This window comes from Pseudomonas sp. B21-053 (assembly GCF_026016365.1).
GTDB classification, from domain to species: domain Bacteria; phylum Pseudomonadota; class Gammaproteobacteria; order Pseudomonadales; family Pseudomonadaceae; genus Aquipseudomonas; species Aquipseudomonas nunensis.
The window spans coordinates 3,765,887-3,779,655 of sequence record NZ_CP087205.1 but is presented as its reverse complement, the minus strand read 5'-3'; the positions used below and the strand labels follow the sequence as shown (position 1 = coordinate 3,779,655).

At 57.0% G+C, this 13,769-nt stretch carries 17 protein-coding genes; 8 read left to right on the top strand and 9 right to left on the bottom strand.

The genetic code is table 11. The features are described from left to right. Nucleotides 1–27: 27 nt before the first annotated feature. Together LOY68_RS17290 and LOY68_RS17285 are read right to left on the bottom strand one after the other, a co-directional pair. Complete coding sequence (locus LOY68_RS17290) at nucleotides 28–198, bottom strand: hypothetical protein (RefSeq protein WP_204280823.1); 171 nt, start codon at nucleotides 196–198, stop codon at nucleotides 28–30. Nucleotides 199–233: 35 nt separating this feature from the next. Beyond that, the gene (locus LOY68_RS17285; protein ID WP_054050556.1) at nucleotides 234–539 is read right to left on the bottom strand and encodes a DUF1883 domain-containing protein; all 306 of its coding nucleotides are present in this window, start codon (nucleotides 537–539) and stop codon (nucleotides 234–236) included. Nucleotides 540–750: 211 nt separating this feature from the next. On the opposite strand from LOY68_RS17285, the gene LOY68_RS17280 reads away from it, so the two are divergent. Then, the gene (locus tag LOY68_RS17280) at nucleotides 751–1,107 is read left to right on the top strand and encodes a hypothetical protein (RefSeq protein WP_163910279.1); all 357 of its coding nucleotides are present in this window, start codon (nucleotides 751–753) and stop codon (nucleotides 1,105–1,107) included. 69 nt (nucleotides 1,108–1,176) lie between these two features. After that, nucleotides 1,177–1,407: a hypothetical protein gene (locus LOY68_RS17275; RefSeq protein WP_054050560.1), complete on the top strand. Its 231-nt coding sequence runs from the start codon at nucleotides 1,177–1,179 to the stop codon at nucleotides 1,405–1,407. 11 nt (nucleotides 1,408–1,418) lie between these two features. On the opposite strand, the gene LOY68_RS17270 is transcribed toward LOY68_RS17275, so the two are convergent. Continuing rightward, nucleotides 1,419–1,700 carry a hypothetical protein gene (locus LOY68_RS17270; RefSeq protein ID WP_054050561.1) on the bottom strand — a complete coding sequence of 94 codons (282 nt, stop codon included), beginning with the start codon at nucleotides 1,698–1,700 and terminating at the stop codon, nucleotides 1,419–1,421. A gap of 137 nt (nucleotides 1,701–1,837) precedes the next feature. Then, nucleotides 1,838–2,026 carry a hypothetical protein gene (locus LOY68_RS17265; RefSeq protein WP_054050563.1) on the bottom strand — a complete coding sequence of 63 codons (189 nt, stop codon included), beginning with the start codon at nucleotides 2,024–2,026 and terminating at the stop codon, nucleotides 1,838–1,840. Between the two features lie 258 nt (nucleotides 2,027–2,284). Here LOY68_RS17265 and galU point away from each other — a divergent pair, with 258 nt between their 5' ends. Further along, nucleotides 2,285–3,124 (top strand): UTP--glucose-1-phosphate uridylyltransferase GalU, encoded by an 840-nt coding sequence (galU, locus tag LOY68_RS17260; protein WP_054050566.1) that lies wholly within the window; start codon nucleotides 2,285–2,287, stop codon nucleotides 3,122–3,124. A gap of 130 nt (nucleotides 3,125–3,254) precedes the next feature. Beyond that, nucleotides 3,255–4,613 carry a glutathione-disulfide reductase gene (gorA, locus tag LOY68_RS17255; protein WP_265038700.1) on the top strand — a complete coding sequence of 453 codons (1,359 nt, stop codon included), beginning with the start codon at nucleotides 3,255–3,257 and terminating at the stop codon, nucleotides 4,611–4,613. Here the strand turns inward: gorA and LOY68_RS17250 are convergent. Then, nucleotides 4,610–5,620: a DNA-binding protein gene (locus LOY68_RS17250; RefSeq protein ID WP_265038699.1), complete on the bottom strand. Its 1,011-nt coding sequence runs from the start codon at nucleotides 5,618–5,620 to the stop codon at nucleotides 4,610–4,612. The genes gorA and LOY68_RS17250 overlap by 4 nt on opposite strands. A gap of 178 nt (nucleotides 5,621–5,798) precedes the next feature. Between LOY68_RS17250 and LOY68_RS17245 the strand changes: the two genes are divergently transcribed. From LOY68_RS17245 to ahpF, 3 genes are all read left to right on the top strand, one after another. Then, entirely contained in the window at nucleotides 5,799–6,743 is a 945-nt protein-coding gene (locus LOY68_RS17245; protein ID WP_265038698.1) for a site-specific integrase, read from the top strand. 145 nt (nucleotides 6,744–6,888) lie between these two features. Beyond that, nucleotides 6,889–7,452, top strand: a complete 564-nt coding sequence (gene ahpC / locus LOY68_RS17240) for an alkyl hydroperoxide reductase subunit C (protein ID WP_054050573.1) — start codon at nucleotides 6,889–6,891, stop codon at nucleotides 7,450–7,452. Nucleotides 7,453–7,583: 131 nt separating this feature from the next. Then, nucleotides 7,584–9,149: an alkyl hydroperoxide reductase subunit F gene (gene ahpF, locus LOY68_RS17235; RefSeq protein WP_265038697.1), complete on the top strand. Its 1,566-nt coding sequence runs from the start codon at nucleotides 7,584–7,586 to the stop codon at nucleotides 9,147–9,149. A 150-nt stretch (nucleotides 9,150–9,299) separates the two neighbouring features. On the opposite strand, the gene gloA is transcribed toward ahpF, so the two are convergent. Beyond that, nucleotides 9,300–9,821 (bottom strand): lactoylglutathione lyase, encoded by a 522-nt coding sequence (gloA, locus tag LOY68_RS17230; protein WP_265038696.1) that lies wholly within the window; start codon nucleotides 9,819–9,821, stop codon nucleotides 9,300–9,302. A 145-nt stretch (nucleotides 9,822–9,966) separates the two neighbouring features. Here gloA and LOY68_RS17225 point away from each other — a divergent pair, with 145 nt between their 5' ends. Further along, a complete protein-coding gene (locus LOY68_RS17225; protein ID WP_265038695.1) occupies nucleotides 9,967–10,491 on the top strand; it encodes a DUF4946 domain-containing protein in 525 nt (174 codons plus the stop codon). A 215-nt stretch (nucleotides 10,492–10,706) separates the two neighbouring features. Here the strand turns inward: LOY68_RS17225 and LOY68_RS17220 are convergent, their stop codons facing one another. From LOY68_RS17220 to LOY68_RS17210, 3 genes are all read right to left on the bottom strand, one after another. Beyond that, nucleotides 10,707–11,072, bottom strand: a complete 366-nt coding sequence (locus tag LOY68_RS17220) for a histone-like nucleoid-structuring protein, MvaT/MvaU family (RefSeq protein WP_054050582.1) — start codon at nucleotides 11,070–11,072, stop codon at nucleotides 10,707–10,709. Nucleotides 11,073–11,296: 224 nt separating this feature from the next. Continuing rightward, complete coding sequence (locus LOY68_RS17215; RefSeq protein ID WP_265045802.1) at nucleotides 11,297–12,832, bottom strand: EAL domain-containing protein; 1,536 nt, start codon at nucleotides 12,830–12,832, stop codon at nucleotides 11,297–11,299. A 61-nt stretch (nucleotides 12,833–12,893) separates the two neighbouring features. Beyond that, on the bottom strand, nucleotides 12,894–13,766 hold the full coding sequence (locus tag LOY68_RS17210) for a LysR family transcriptional regulator (protein ID WP_265038694.1): 873 nt from the start codon (nucleotides 13,764–13,766) through the stop codon (nucleotides 12,894–12,896). Between the last annotated feature and the right edge of the window lie 3 nt (nucleotides 13,767–13,769).

Here is a 13,769-nt window from a genome sequence, read left to right as displayed (position 1 = left end):
ACGTCCGTGTTATCGCTCCCGGTCGTGTTACAGCGCTTTGCTGACGCTGATCTCGCTGATCACGTCTTCGCCCTGGCCATGAATGGCGTCCAGCGCAGCTTTGGCTTCTTCTTCAGAGCCGTTTACAAGCTGGGCAAATTCGAAGCGGCGCTCGCCGTTGAGTTTGTATTTGATGACGTACTTGGTCGTTTGGGCCACGGTGATGTCTGCCTTTTTGCGTGTGTGGACGTTGATCAGCTCAGTTTGGTGCTGGAACGGCGAACGATCTTGATCGAGTGGGTCAGGGTCGGCTTGCGCGTAACGCTGATGGCTTTGCGGCTGTTGACCATATCGATGGTGATGTTCCAGAAACCAGTGCTTGGAGCGGTGATGCGCGCAGGGAAAGTGTCGAATGCGCCGCCGTGATAAGTGTGACGGCCGCCATTCTTGAAACTGCGGAAGTTGGCGTCGTTCATCAAGCGGATGTTGCACATTTGGGAGCACTGGATGACGACGATGTCGTCTTCATTGAGGTGCTCGCGCTGGTGGATAAATTTCATGAGGCGCCTCCAGAAGGGCTTTTTCTACAAAATCAAAACGATAGCAGGGCAATTGGCACAGTTTATCAGCCCGAACGGGTTATTATCCGGCTGTCAGCGTCGTGTTTGACAATTAAAAACAGTTATTCGGAATTCTATGAGCGATAAATGCAACGAGCCTCGGAGAAAAACAGTCATTACGCTGTCGGAGGGTCTTTATCGGAGGTTTTGTATGAAATGGGGTGTCCTGGTCTTGCCACTGGCTTTTGCGGTGAGTGGTTGTGCAAACGTCGCAGAAATCAACGAGACACTGCCAACCATGAGTGTGATCTCAGGTAAAAAACCCCACGAGTATGCGCAGTGCCTGGTCGAGAAACTGGCTTCCAGCCGCGGTGCCTTGCAGCTCGAACCGCACAAGGACGGCGTGCGTGTGATCGTTCCAGGCAAGTTTTCCTCGGGGCCGGCCGCCGTATTCGATATCGAAGACCGCTCCGGTGGCAGCGGAATCAAGCTGCATGAGCGCATGTCCAACGTGCCGGTACGTCCCAAAGATATTCAGCGTGCCGCCACCGCGTGCATTTCCGGCTGATAGAATCGACAGCCCGCCTGATGCCGCCAAGGCAACACTTTGGCGGCATTGTCATTTCTGGAGCCGCGCATGAAGCGAGAGCAAGTACGGGAACGCCATGCAGAGGGCCATATCTCTGCCACCCACGTGATTCAGAACCCGGCAAATTCGGGGGAATGGATCGTGTTTTTCAAGAAGAGTGCCGGGCGCAGTTATTTCCTGGTGGATGATAACGACGAAGTCGAATCCTTCAGTCGCTTGGACGATCTGATCGAGACCGTGCGCGGCCTCGGGATCAAGTTTGCCGAAATCCACATGTAGGGCAGGGCGCCCTACTTGCAGACCACCACTACGCTGCGGTTCTTGAAGTTGCCCACATCGACACCCAGGGTTTTGTCGCTCTCCTTGGTCGAAGGGGTTCCGTCGGTTCCTACGATCCGGTAGCCGGTGCCGGCACACGAGTCATCGGCTTTTTCATAGCAGGTGGCCCAGGAATTGGCTTCCCCGGAGCAGTCGATGGTCAGGCCTTGCTCACCATTGTTCAGATAGGTCTTTTCGGATGTGGCGCAGCCAGTGAGCGCCAGTACTGCAATCAGTGCTAGAAGTTTGTTCATGTCGTTGTCGTCGTCGGATGATGGGGCTAAGCCTGTGACAGCAGCGGTGTCAAAAGGTTATAGCGATTGGCCACTTTGTTGCGAACAAGCGTAAAAAAGCCCTGCACAGGGGCAGGGCTGCTCGAATCAGGTGCGTTTCAGGACTTGTCCTTGCCGCGCCGCTTGGGGCCTGCGGGTTGGTCTTGCAACACCGATGCCACCTCGATCGCCAACGCTTCGGTCGGGAAAGGTCCGGCGATATTTTCGCCAGCAACGCTGTCTACCCACCATTGGCCGTCCTTCGCCTGGTTGATCAGGTACCCGTTGACGCTTTTTGCTACCGACATCTATCTGCCTCGTTGGCTGGTTCAATCGCGCCATGATAACGCCAAATGCCCTCAACGTGGGCTGATGGGCGTATGGTGATGTGATTGTCGGTCAGTGCAAAGCCGATGGTCTGTGCTATCTATAAAAGCTTACGGGAACTATCCGCCAGAATATTTCTCTATGATGGCATCGGTTAGCCAGCGCGGGGCATTGTAAGGTGCACGCCGCCTGATTAGACTGCGCCGAAACTCGTACACACAGCCCTTTCAAGGACTTATATGATCAAGAAATGCTTGTTCCCAGCAGCCGGTTACGGTACTCGCTTCCTGCCAGCGACTAAAGCCATGCCCAAAGAAATGCTGCCGGTGGTAAACAAGCCACTGATCCAGTACGGCGTCGAAGAAGCACTGGACGCTGGGTTGACTGAAATCTCCATCGTGACCGGTCGCGGTAAACGCGCTCTGGAAGACCACTTCGACATCAGCTACGAGCTGGAAAACCAGATCAAGGGCACCGACAAGGAAAAATACCTGGTTGGCATCCGTAAACTGCTCGACGAGTGCTCGTTCTCCTACACTCGCCAGACCGAAATGAAAGGCCTGGGCCACGCGATCCTCACCGGCCGTCCACTGATCGGTGACGAACCTTTCGCCGTGGTACTGGCGGATGACTTGTGCGTCAACCTCGACGGTGACGGCGTCCTGACCCAGATGGTCAAGCTGTACAAACAGTACCGCTGCTCGATCATCGCGATCCAGGAAGTCGATCCGCTGGAAACCAACAAGTACGGCGTGATCGCCGGTGACTTGATCGGTGACGACCTGTACCGCGTACGCAACATGGTTGAGAAGCCGGCGCCGGAAGATGCACCGTCGAACCTGGCGATCATCGGCCGTTACATCCTGACCCCGGACATCTTCGACCTGATCAAGCAAACCGAGCCAGGCAAGGGCGGCGAAATCCAGATCACCGACGCCTTGATGAAGCAGGCGCAAAACGGTTGCGTGATTGCCTACAAGTTCAAAGGCAAGCGTTTCGACTGTGGTGGCGCTGAAGGCTACATCGAAGCGACCAACTTCTGCTTCGAGAACTTCTACAAGACTGGCAAGGCTTACTGATAGCGCTTGAGCCACTTGTATTGAGAAAACCACCTTCGGGTGGTTTTTTCGTTTTCCGGCCCCATATTGTTCGCAGCGCTTGCCCAATAGACGTCTGCGGGTATGCTGATGGCCTGCCGAGGAGATAGAAATGGCCTACGATTTTGACCTTTATGTGATTGGCGCCGGTTCCGGCGGTGTGCGGGCTGCGCGATTCGCGGCCGGTTTCGGCGCGAAAGTGGCGGTGGCCGAAAGCCGCTACCTGGGCGGTACTTGCGTGAACGTCGGCTGCGTGCCGAAAAAACTGCTGGTCTATGGTGCGCACTTCGCCGAGGACTTCGAACAGTCTTCCGGTTTCGGTTGGAGCCTGGGCGAGGCGAAGTTCGATTGGGCGACGCTGATCGCCAGCAAGGATCGCGAGATCAATCGCCTGAACGGCATTTATCGCAACCTGCTGGTCAACAGCGGCGTGACCTTGCACGAAGGCCACGCCAAGATCGTCGACCCGAATACGGTCGAGATCAATGGCGAGCGCCATACCGCCAAGAACATTCTGATTGCTACGGGCGGCTGGCCGCAGATCCCGGAGATTCCGGGGCACGAGCACGCGATCAGCTCCAACCAGGCGTTCTTCCTCAAAGAATTGCCGAAGCGCGTTCTGGTGGTCGGCGGTGGTTACATCGCGGTGGAATTCGCCGGGATCTTCCACGGTCTGGGCGCACAAACCACGCTGCTGTATCGCGGCGATCTGTTCCTGCGCGGCTTTGACGGTGCGGTGCGCAAACACCTGCAGGAAGAGTTGACCAAGCGCGGCATGGATTTGCAGTTCAATGCCGACATCGAGCGTATCGAGAAACTGGCCGACGGTAGCCTGAAAGCGACCCTCAAGGATGGCCGCGAGCTGGAGGCCGATTGCGTGTTCTATGCCACTGGGCGACGTCCGATGCTGGACAATCTCGGGCTGGAGAACACGGGCGTCAAACTCGATAAGAAGGGTTTCGTCGAAGTCGATGAGCAATATCAGACCGCCGAGCCGTCGATCCTGGCGCTGGGCGATGTGATTGGTCGTGTGCAACTGACTCCGGTGGCGCTGGCAGAAGGCATGGCGGTTGCGCGACGCTTGTTCAAGCCTGAGCAGTATCGTCCGGTGGACTACAAGATGATCCCGACGGCGGTGTTCAGCTTGCCGAACATCGGCACCGTCGGTCTCACCGAAGAAGAAGCCCGGGACGCCGGGCATGACGTGGTGATCTACGAAAGCCGTTTCCGGCCGATGAAGCTGACCCTGACCGAGTGTCAGGAGCGCACGCTGATGAAACTGGTGGTGGATGCCAAGACTGACAAGGTGTTGGGCTGCCACATGGTCGGTCCCGATGCCGGGGAAATTGTCCAAGGCTTGGCGATTGCCCTGAAGGCCGGCGCCACCAAGCGCGATTTCGACGAAACCATCGGTGTGCACCCGACGGCCGCCGAAGAGTTCGTCACCATGCGGACGCCGGTCGCGGGTTAATCGTCTTTAGCTGCGTCTGGCGCGGTTGCAACGACTGCCGCCAGGCGCACGCTTTCATCCAGGCTGGCCTGGGTCTTCGCCAATTCGACTTCCAGTGACTGGTTAATCTGCGACTGCTCGTCGACGTTCTGTTTGAGTGCCTGACTTTCCAGCAGGGCGATGCGCAAGCGTTCCTGGAGGAGGGTGCGTTCGCTGTCGACGCGGTTGGCTTGCTCCAGCAATTGATCCTGGCGAGTGTTGGCTTGTTTGAGTTGCTCTTGTAGCAGGCTCAACTCCCGCAGCGTTCCACGGTTCTCTGTCAGCAAGCGTTCGTTGTCACGATGCAGTTGAGTGATCTCATCCTGGCGGACGAGGGCGTTTTGCTGGGCTTGGCGCAATTCCATCTGAATCTGTTGCACCTGGGCTTCATGGCGGCGCTGATCCTGTTCGCGCTGCTCCTTGACGGCATTGCGATAGTGTTCGAGCGCGTCCCGGGCGTGCAGGTGTTTTTCTTCGAGGGAGCGGATCTGCTCGTCCTTGTCTTTCAAGCGCAATTCAAAATCTGCCAGCGCCTGGTTCAGCCCGGCGTTGCGGGTTTGCTCGGTCTGCAGCATCGAGCGGGTTTCCAGCAGCGCGTCGGATTCCTGGGTCAGGGCCAGGCTTTGAATTTCATATTGCTGATGCAGTTCGCTGTTGGCCTCGCGGGCTTCATCCAGCTGCGTCTCCAGCTCCTTGCGCTGGCGGTCGAACTGCTCGCGGGCCTGATCGATCGGTTCTTGCGCCTGTTCCTTCAAGCGTTGCGCCAGGCGCGATACCAGTCCTGCCAGCTCATCATCGATGGGTTCGGACGTCGCTTCAGTACGCTCCAGGCCGCCATCCAATTCCTTCAAATAGCGATGAATCGTGGTTTTCGAACCAGTGTTGCCCATTTCGATTCGTACCGCATCAATGCTGGGGTTTTCGCCGCGGGCGAGGATCGCCAATCGTGCTGCTTGAACCACTGCTTTATTTACACCGCCACGAGCCATGAGTCTTCCTACGATTTCGTAATGTGGTACGTACCACTGTTGTACATATTGTACCATCGAACAAAAAAAGTTAAATACTCTAGATTACTGGTGCGGGATATACTGGTATTACCCCGTGTGATGAGCTGTAGACGCGGTTTTAACCCGCCACAGCGGTACGTTTTCGAGAGTTGAGCCCATGACCGATCTGGATCGCTACCTGCAAGCCGCAACGCGCGACAACACCCGTCGCAGCTACCGGGCGGCCATCGAGCACTTCGAAGTCAGTTGGGGCGGGTTCCTGCCGGCGACCAGCGATAGCGTCGCGCGTTATCTGGTCGCGCATGCAGGCGTGCTGTCGGTGAATACGCTGAAGCTGCGCCTCTCGGCATTGGCGCAATGGCACAACAGCCAAGGCTTTGCCGACCCGACCAAGGCGCCGGTGGTACGCCAGGTTTTCAAGGGGATTCGCGCGCTGCACCCGGCGCAGGAGAAGCAAGCCGAGCCGTTGCAGCTGCAACATCTTGAGCAAGTGGTGGCGTGGCTGGAGCAGGAAGCACAAACCGCCCGAAACGAAGGTGATCAGCCAGGATTGCTGCGGGCGCGGCGCGACATGGCGCTGATCCTGCTGGGCTTCTGGCGCGGCTTTCGCAGCGATGAGCTGTGCCGATTGCAGATCGAGCACGTAAAAGCCGTCGCCCAGTCGGGCATCACGCTCTATCTGCCACGCAGCAAGAGCGACCGTGAAAACCTAGGCAAGACCTATCAGACGCCAGCGTTGCAGCGCTTGTGCCCGGTGCAGGCTTACATCGCCTGGATCACTGAAGCCGCATTGGTTCGCGGTCCGGTGTTTCGTGGCATCGACCGTTGGGGCCACCTGAGTGAGGAGGGCTTGCACGCCAACAGCGTGATTCCACTGTTGCGCCAGGCACTGGAGCGCGCCGGCATTTCGGCCGAGCACTACACCAGTCACTCCTTGCGTCGCGGTTTTGCAACATGGGCCCATCAGAGTGGTTGGGACCTGAAGTCGTTGATGAGTTACGTGGGATGGAAGGATATGAAATCCGCCATGCGCTATGTTGAAGCCAGCCCGTTTCTCGGGATGACGCCCCTCGCGGAAAAGGCCATTGGCGCTGCTAAGTAAGTTTTCTTCTATTAATACGTTCCGCTAATAGCGAAAACCAATGAGCAGCATGAGCTTTGCCAATGAGCCATCCGGCCATCGAGTGGGTAGGATTCACTCCATCAACTTCTCAACCCAACTTTTCAACCCTGACGGAGAGTCACCGATGCCTATCATCAACAGCCAAGTAAAACCGTTCAAAGCTACCGCTTACAAAAATGGCGACTTCGTACAAGTGTCGGACGCAGACCTGAAAGGCAAATGGTCTGTCGTGTTCTTCTACCCAGCTGACTTCACTTTCGTTTGCCCAACCGAACTGGAAGACCTGGCTGACAACTACGCCGCGTTCCAGAAACTGGGCGTCGAAATCTACAGCGTTTCCACTGACACTCACTTTGCTCACGCTGCCTGGCACAACACTTCGCCAGCTATCGGCAAAATCGAATACACCATGATCGGCGACCCAACCCACGCCATCTCCCGCAACTTCGACGTACTGATCGAAGAAGTTGGCCTGGCTGACCGTGGCACCTTCGTGATCAACCCGGAAGGCCAGATCAAAATCGTTGAGCTGAACGATGGCGGTGTTGGTCGTGACGCTTCCGAACTGCTGCGCAAAATCAAGGCTGCCCAGTACGTTGCTGCTCACCCGGGCGAAGTCTGCCCAGCCAAGTGGAAAGAAGGCGAGGCCACTCTGGCTCCGTCCCTGGACCTGGTCGGCAAGATCTAAGTCTGTGACGCAAGCATCACCAGGGCGGGTTTCCGCACCTAAGTAAGCTGCAACCGCCCAATAAAAACGCCCGGGCGAGATTCGCTCGGGCGTTTTTTTTCGCCTCAAATAAAGTAAAGGAAATCGCCCGTATGTTGGACGCCAATCTTAAAGCCCAGTTGAAATCGTACCTGGAACGGGTCACCCAACCGATCGAGATCGTTGCCTCCCTCGACGACGGTGCGAAATCCCAGGAAATGCTCGAACTGTTGAAAGACGTCGCCAGTCTTTCCACGCAAATTACGTTGCTCGACAACGGTGATGATGCACGCAAGCCATCGTTCTCGATCAATCGCCCGGGTGCCGACATCAGCCTGCGTTTCGCCGGCATCCCGATGGGCCACGAATTCACTTCGTTGGTGCTGGCCTTGCTGCAAGTCGGCGGTCACCCTTCGAAAGCCAGTGTCGAAGTGATTGAACAGATCCGCTCGCTCAAAGGCGAGTTCAGCTTCGAGACTTACTTCTCGCTGTCCTGCCAGAACTGCCCGGACGTGGTCCAGGCGCTGAACCTGATGGCCGTGCTCAACCCGAACATCCGCCACGTCGCCATCGACGGCGCGCTGTTCCAGGCTGAAGTCGACAAGCGCCAGATCATGGCGGTGCCAAGCGTTTACCTGAACGGTGAAATCTTCGGCCAGGGCCGCATGGGCGTGGAAGAAATCCTCGCCAAGATCGACACCAGCGGTGCCGAACTGCAAGCCGAGAAGATCAGCGCCAAAGAAGCGTTTGATGTGTTGATCGTCGGCGGTGGCCCGGCCGGTGCTTCGGCTGCCATCTACGCTGCTCGTAAAGGCATTCGTACCGGTGTGGCCGCTGAACGTTTTGGTGGGCAGGTGCTCGACACCATGGCCATTGAAAACTTTATCTCGGTGCAGGAAACCGAAGGGCCGAAACTGGCCAGCGCCCTTGAAGAGCACGTCAAGCAGTACGACGTCGACATCATGAACCTGCAACGTGCCACCGCGCTGATCCCGGCAAAAAATGCCGGCGAGTTGCACGAAGTGCGCTTCGAAAGCGGTGCCAGCCTGAAAACCAAGGCACTTATCCTTGCCACCGGTGCCCGTTGGCGCGAAATGGGTGTGCCGGGCGAGCAGCAATATAAAGCCAAGGGCGTGTGCTTCTGCCCGCACTGCGATGGTCCGTTGTTCAAGGGTAAACGTGTAGCGGTAATTGGTGGCGGTAACTCCGGCGTCGAAGCAGCCATCGACCTGGCCGGTATCGTCAGCCACGTCACGCTGCTGGAATTCGACAGCAAGCTGCGCGCCGATGCGGTCCTGCAACGCAAGTTGTACAGCCTGCCGAACGTCAACGTCATCACCAGCGCGCTGACCAGCGAAGTGAAGGGTGACGGGCAGAAAGTGACCGGTCTGGTCTACAAGGATCGCGACTCGGGTGAGTTCACCACGGTCGAGCTGGAAGGGATCTTCGTGCAGATCGGTTTGCTGCCGAACACCGACTGGCTCAAAGGCACCGTCGAGTTGTCGCCGCGCGGCGAGATCATCGTCGATGCGCGTGGCGAGACTTCGCTGCCAGGTGTGTTCGCTGCCGGTGACGTGACTACCGTGCCGTACAAGCAGATTGTGATTGCAGTGGGCGAGGGCGCCAAGGCTTCCCTGAGCGCATTCGACCATCTGATCCGCACCTCGGCCCCGGCGTAAACGCCAGCGCTGAAACAAAAAACCCCATGAGTGATCATGGGGTTTTTTGTTGTCTGCCGAAAAGATCGCAGCCTGCGGCAGCTCCTACAAAAGCCAAGTCATGCGGGATTTTGTAGGAGCTGGCGAAGCCTGCGATCTTTTGACTTTGTTTTACATCGGTGCTGGCTGGATGATTTCGACCCAGTAAGCATCCGGGTCCTTGATAAACGCCAGGCTCTTCATGCGGCCATCGTTCAGGCGCTTCTGGAAATCGCAGCCCAAGGCTTCGAAACGTTCGCACGCCGCACGGATATCCGGCACCGAAATGCAAATATGACCGAAGCCACGCGGGTCGGTGTTGCCGTTGTGGTAGGCGAACTCCGGATCGTTTTCGGTGCCGTGGTTGTGGGTCAGTTCCAGAATGCCGGGGATCGACTTCATCCACTCGGTACGTGCTGCTGCATCGGCCGGGATCTGGTTTTTATCGACCAGCGCCAGGAAGTACAGGCTGAACTCGGCTTCCGGGAAGTCGCGCTTTTCAACCAGCGAGAAACCGAGGATGCGCGTGTAGAAATCCAGGGACTTGGTGATGTCCTTGACCCGCAGCATGGTGTGGTTGAAGACGAACTTCTGGGTTGCGGTGTCCGGTACGGCGGTGACGCCGGGGAAGGTGTTCAATTCGTGCAGGCTCATGGGCCCTCCGGAAAATAAGTGGGGCTGGCGAATGGTCGCAATGATACGCAAGCGTCCGGACATCGCCAAACCAAAACGCCCGGCTATTGCCTGACGGCCGGGTGAGGCTCAGACTTTGTGGTTCAATCTGTGAGTGCCTCTCGTAATGATCCGACCGTTTGCATCGCTATTCGTTTTCATGGGTTTGTTTGCGCTGGCCTCGACGGTGCAGGCAGACGCCCCAAGCATTACCTGGCCAAGTGGCTGGGAAGTGGAAGTCGTCGCGCCCAATCAAGCCGCGCCACAAGTGTCACGCCAGCGCGCGGTGAAAAACGATGCCGATGGTAACCAGGTGCTGGTAATGGAGCTGACCATGACCCCAGTGGAAAGCGGTCACCAGGTGAACTTGCAGGGCGTGTTGCTGGAGATGCGCAAGTCGGTCCAGAAAGACTTTTTCCAGGGTGGTTATCAGAGTGTCTGCAACAAGATTCACCCGGCCACATTGAGTCAACTGTCAGCGCTTGAAACCACGTGCACAATCACCCAGAACGGACGACACGTGCTTTCTCAAACATTGGTCGCTGCCGTACAGGCAGACACGGCCTATGTTCTTTCCTACGCGGGTCAGGCTGAGGTTTATAAGGCGAGTCAGGATGAAATAGCGGCGGCCCGTAACAGCTTGAAACTTTAGATGAAGAATTTAAGGCGGTGATTTTTCAAGGCCCGGGTTTTTTAGATGCCCAAAGGGATTAAGCACAAAGTACACGACAAGTATTGAGTGCGCCCGGGGTCTGGCACCTCCGTACAAGGTATTTCCAACTTGATCGACGACTATCGTTGCATTTGTTAGATAGCAGGCATGAAAAAGCCCTGCATTAGCAGGGCTTTTTTTGTTGCCGCGAAGGGTTAACCGCGCAACCAGGAATCGACGGTGGCTGCACCGTACTGTTCCTTCCAGGCTTTCAGGCCACGGTGATTGCCGCCCTTGGTTTCAATCAGTTCACCGGTGTGCGGGTTGTGATAGACCTTGACCACGCGGGCGCGGCGGGTTTTAGGCGCGGCGGTCTGTTGCAGGCCCGATTTAGCCGGGTTCGGATCGAGAATGGCGATGATGTCGCGCAGGCTTTTGCCGTAGGTTTTCATCAGCCCCTGGAGCTTTTCTTCGAATTCGATTTCTTTCTTGAGCCCGGCATCGTTCTTCAAGGATTCCAGCTGCTTGAGCTGTTCTTGAAGGGCCTTTTCAGCTGCACGAAATTCAGCGAGTCTGGACAATATCTTTACTCCAATAGTGTGTTTGGCTGATACCAACCGCAAACAAAGCTATAAGCCAAGAGCCTTGAAGCGACTCGGTGATAATGGCTCACCTGCCAATCTTGCACAGGGTAAGAAAAATTGTAGTAGTTAATTGCTCAAGAGTAAATCATGTCTTTTTCTTCATGTAACAACAGCAGTCTTTTGATTCAATTTGGTGCGGGTTTCGTTATCTGCAGCGTCGGTTAATGAAGACTTAATGCATTAATGAAGTCCGCGCCGGGCATCGGCCTGCCGAACAGGTAGCCTTGCAGGAAGTTCACGTGGTGGGCGGTCAGGTAATCGCTTTGTGCCTCGGTTTCTACACCTTCGGCAACAATTCCCAAGTCCAGCTTGGCCGAGAGTTCGATGATGCTGTCCAGAATGTGCCGCGAGAGGGCGTCGGCACCGATCATGGCGACAAAACTCTGATCGATTTTCAGGAAGTCCACGTTGAATTGGCGCAAGTAACCCAGGCTTGAATGGCCGGTGCCGAAGTCATCGATGGCGATCATCACGCCCAACTCGTGAAGTTGCTCGAACAATTGGAGAGTGATGGCCGTGGGCTCGATCAGTTCGCGCTCGGTCAGCTCCAGCACCAGGCTGATGCTGCCGGGTGCGAAGGCGCTGAGAAATACGCGGCAATCCTGCACCAGTTCCAGGTCCCGGCAGTGGCTGGCGGTGATGTTGATACCAATATGAAACGGTCCGACAAACGAGGCCGATACCGGCGCCAGCAACGCGGCAGTCTGCTGCATCAATGAGCGGGTCATCGGCACGATCAGCCCCGAGTGTTCGGCAAACGGGATAAACAGGTCCGGGCGCACCAGGCCTTCCTTGGGATGATTCCAGCGCATCAACACCTCGGCGCCGCTCCACTTTTTTGTGTCGCCATGCACCACGGGCTGGAAATACGGAATGAACTCGCCAGCCTCCAGCGCCCGCTGCAATTCAACACTGGGCGACGAGGCGCGTTTTTGCAGAATGTGCCCGATTAAACCCGAGACCACGCCAAAAAATATCAGCAGACTGAACAGCGGCGGATATTCGCGGCTCATGTAGCGCCAGGTTTCGCCCTCGGGGAAACCGGCGGCCACGGTAAACGCGTACTGCTCGGAAACCCGCGTGCTTTGCGCCACCGGCAAGACGGGCAGGGCGCTGTCATGCACTTTGCCGTCGGCGGATAACCAGTTATTGCCGACTTGCAGCAACAGCGAAGTCTGACGGCCGATCAGTCGCAGTACGTTGCTCAAGTGATAACCGTCGAGGGTGGTCAGCGCGCCTTTTTGGCCATCGCTGAGGCGATAAACCAGCAACGCGGTATTGGGCGTCACCGGGTTGCCATTCATCAACCACAACTGGCCTTGCGTGTAGTCGCCGGGGTTGACCTTCTCCTGATAGTCGCCAAACAACGAGCTGCAATAGAGGTTGTCGTTCCACACCAGATTGGTCGAGCGCACAAAGGGGCGGCGAGTCACCTGTTCACGCAGCGCCAGTTTCGCATCTTCGCAACGGTCGCCGGCCAGGGGCAGCAACACTCGCGCCGCTTCGGCAGTGTTGTCGAGCATCAGGTTGAATTGACGCAAGGCTTCCTCGGCGGTTTGCTCGGTGCTTTGTTTCAGTACGCGCCCGGCTTGCATATAAAGGATGGCGACGCCCAACAGAACCGGGAGCACCCCGCTTAATGCAGTCACAGCAATTCGGGTGCTGCGCTTTCGGCGGGATTTGACGGTCAGAGGCATTTGCGAAACCAGGAAGAATTCAGTTATGGCCATGATAGTTGGCCGTTCGTGCTCGTGTTGCTCAGCGATAGGTTAGATTTGAGGCCAGTTCGATAAAGGCCAGCGTCGCCGGAGATGACTGACGCTGATCCAGCACGGCCAACCCGACCTGACGTTTGACCGGCGGCGACAGAGGTCTTTTCACATAACAACGGTCGTTGTCGTGCGGCAGTGAGCTTTCGGCGACGACGGTCAGGGCCGCGCCACGTCCCACGGTGTCGAGAGTGCTGAGCAGTTGCGAGCAGCGATAGCGAATGTTCGGCGTCAGTCTGGCGGCGTTGAACAGCCGGGAAACCAGCTCCGAAGAACCGGCTTCGGTCAGCACGAACGGGTCATGACACAAGTCCTGCAAACTCAGGCTTTCATGCGCGCCCAGCGGATGATCGGCGGGCAATAGCGCAACCATCTGATCTTCGACAAGCGCAAACGTGTCGAAGCGCTCCTCGGGCAACACGACAAAACCGACATCGATGCGCCGCTCTTCCAGCCATTGAATCACCTGGCGGTCCGGGCCTTCGTCGATATGCACTTCGATGCCGGGATGGGCCGCGCGAAATGGCTCCAGGATCATCGGCAACAACTTGATCGACGAGGTCGGGCCGAAAGAACCGATGCGCAGCGTGCCGCGTTTCATTCCTCGGGCATCGGCGGCTTCCTGGCGCAAGGTATTGGCCAGCCCGAGCATCGCCCGGGCGCGCAATAGTAACTGCTGACCGATATCGCTGAGTTCGACCTGGGACTGATGACGGCGCAACAGTTCGACGCCGAGTTCCTGTTCCAGCGCCTTCAGCGCATGGGAAACCGCTGACTGCGAAATGCCCAGGCGATTGGCCGCAGCCGTGAAGCCGCGCAGTTCGGCGACCAGGGAGAAGATCTCCAGTTGGGTCAGGGTCATGAG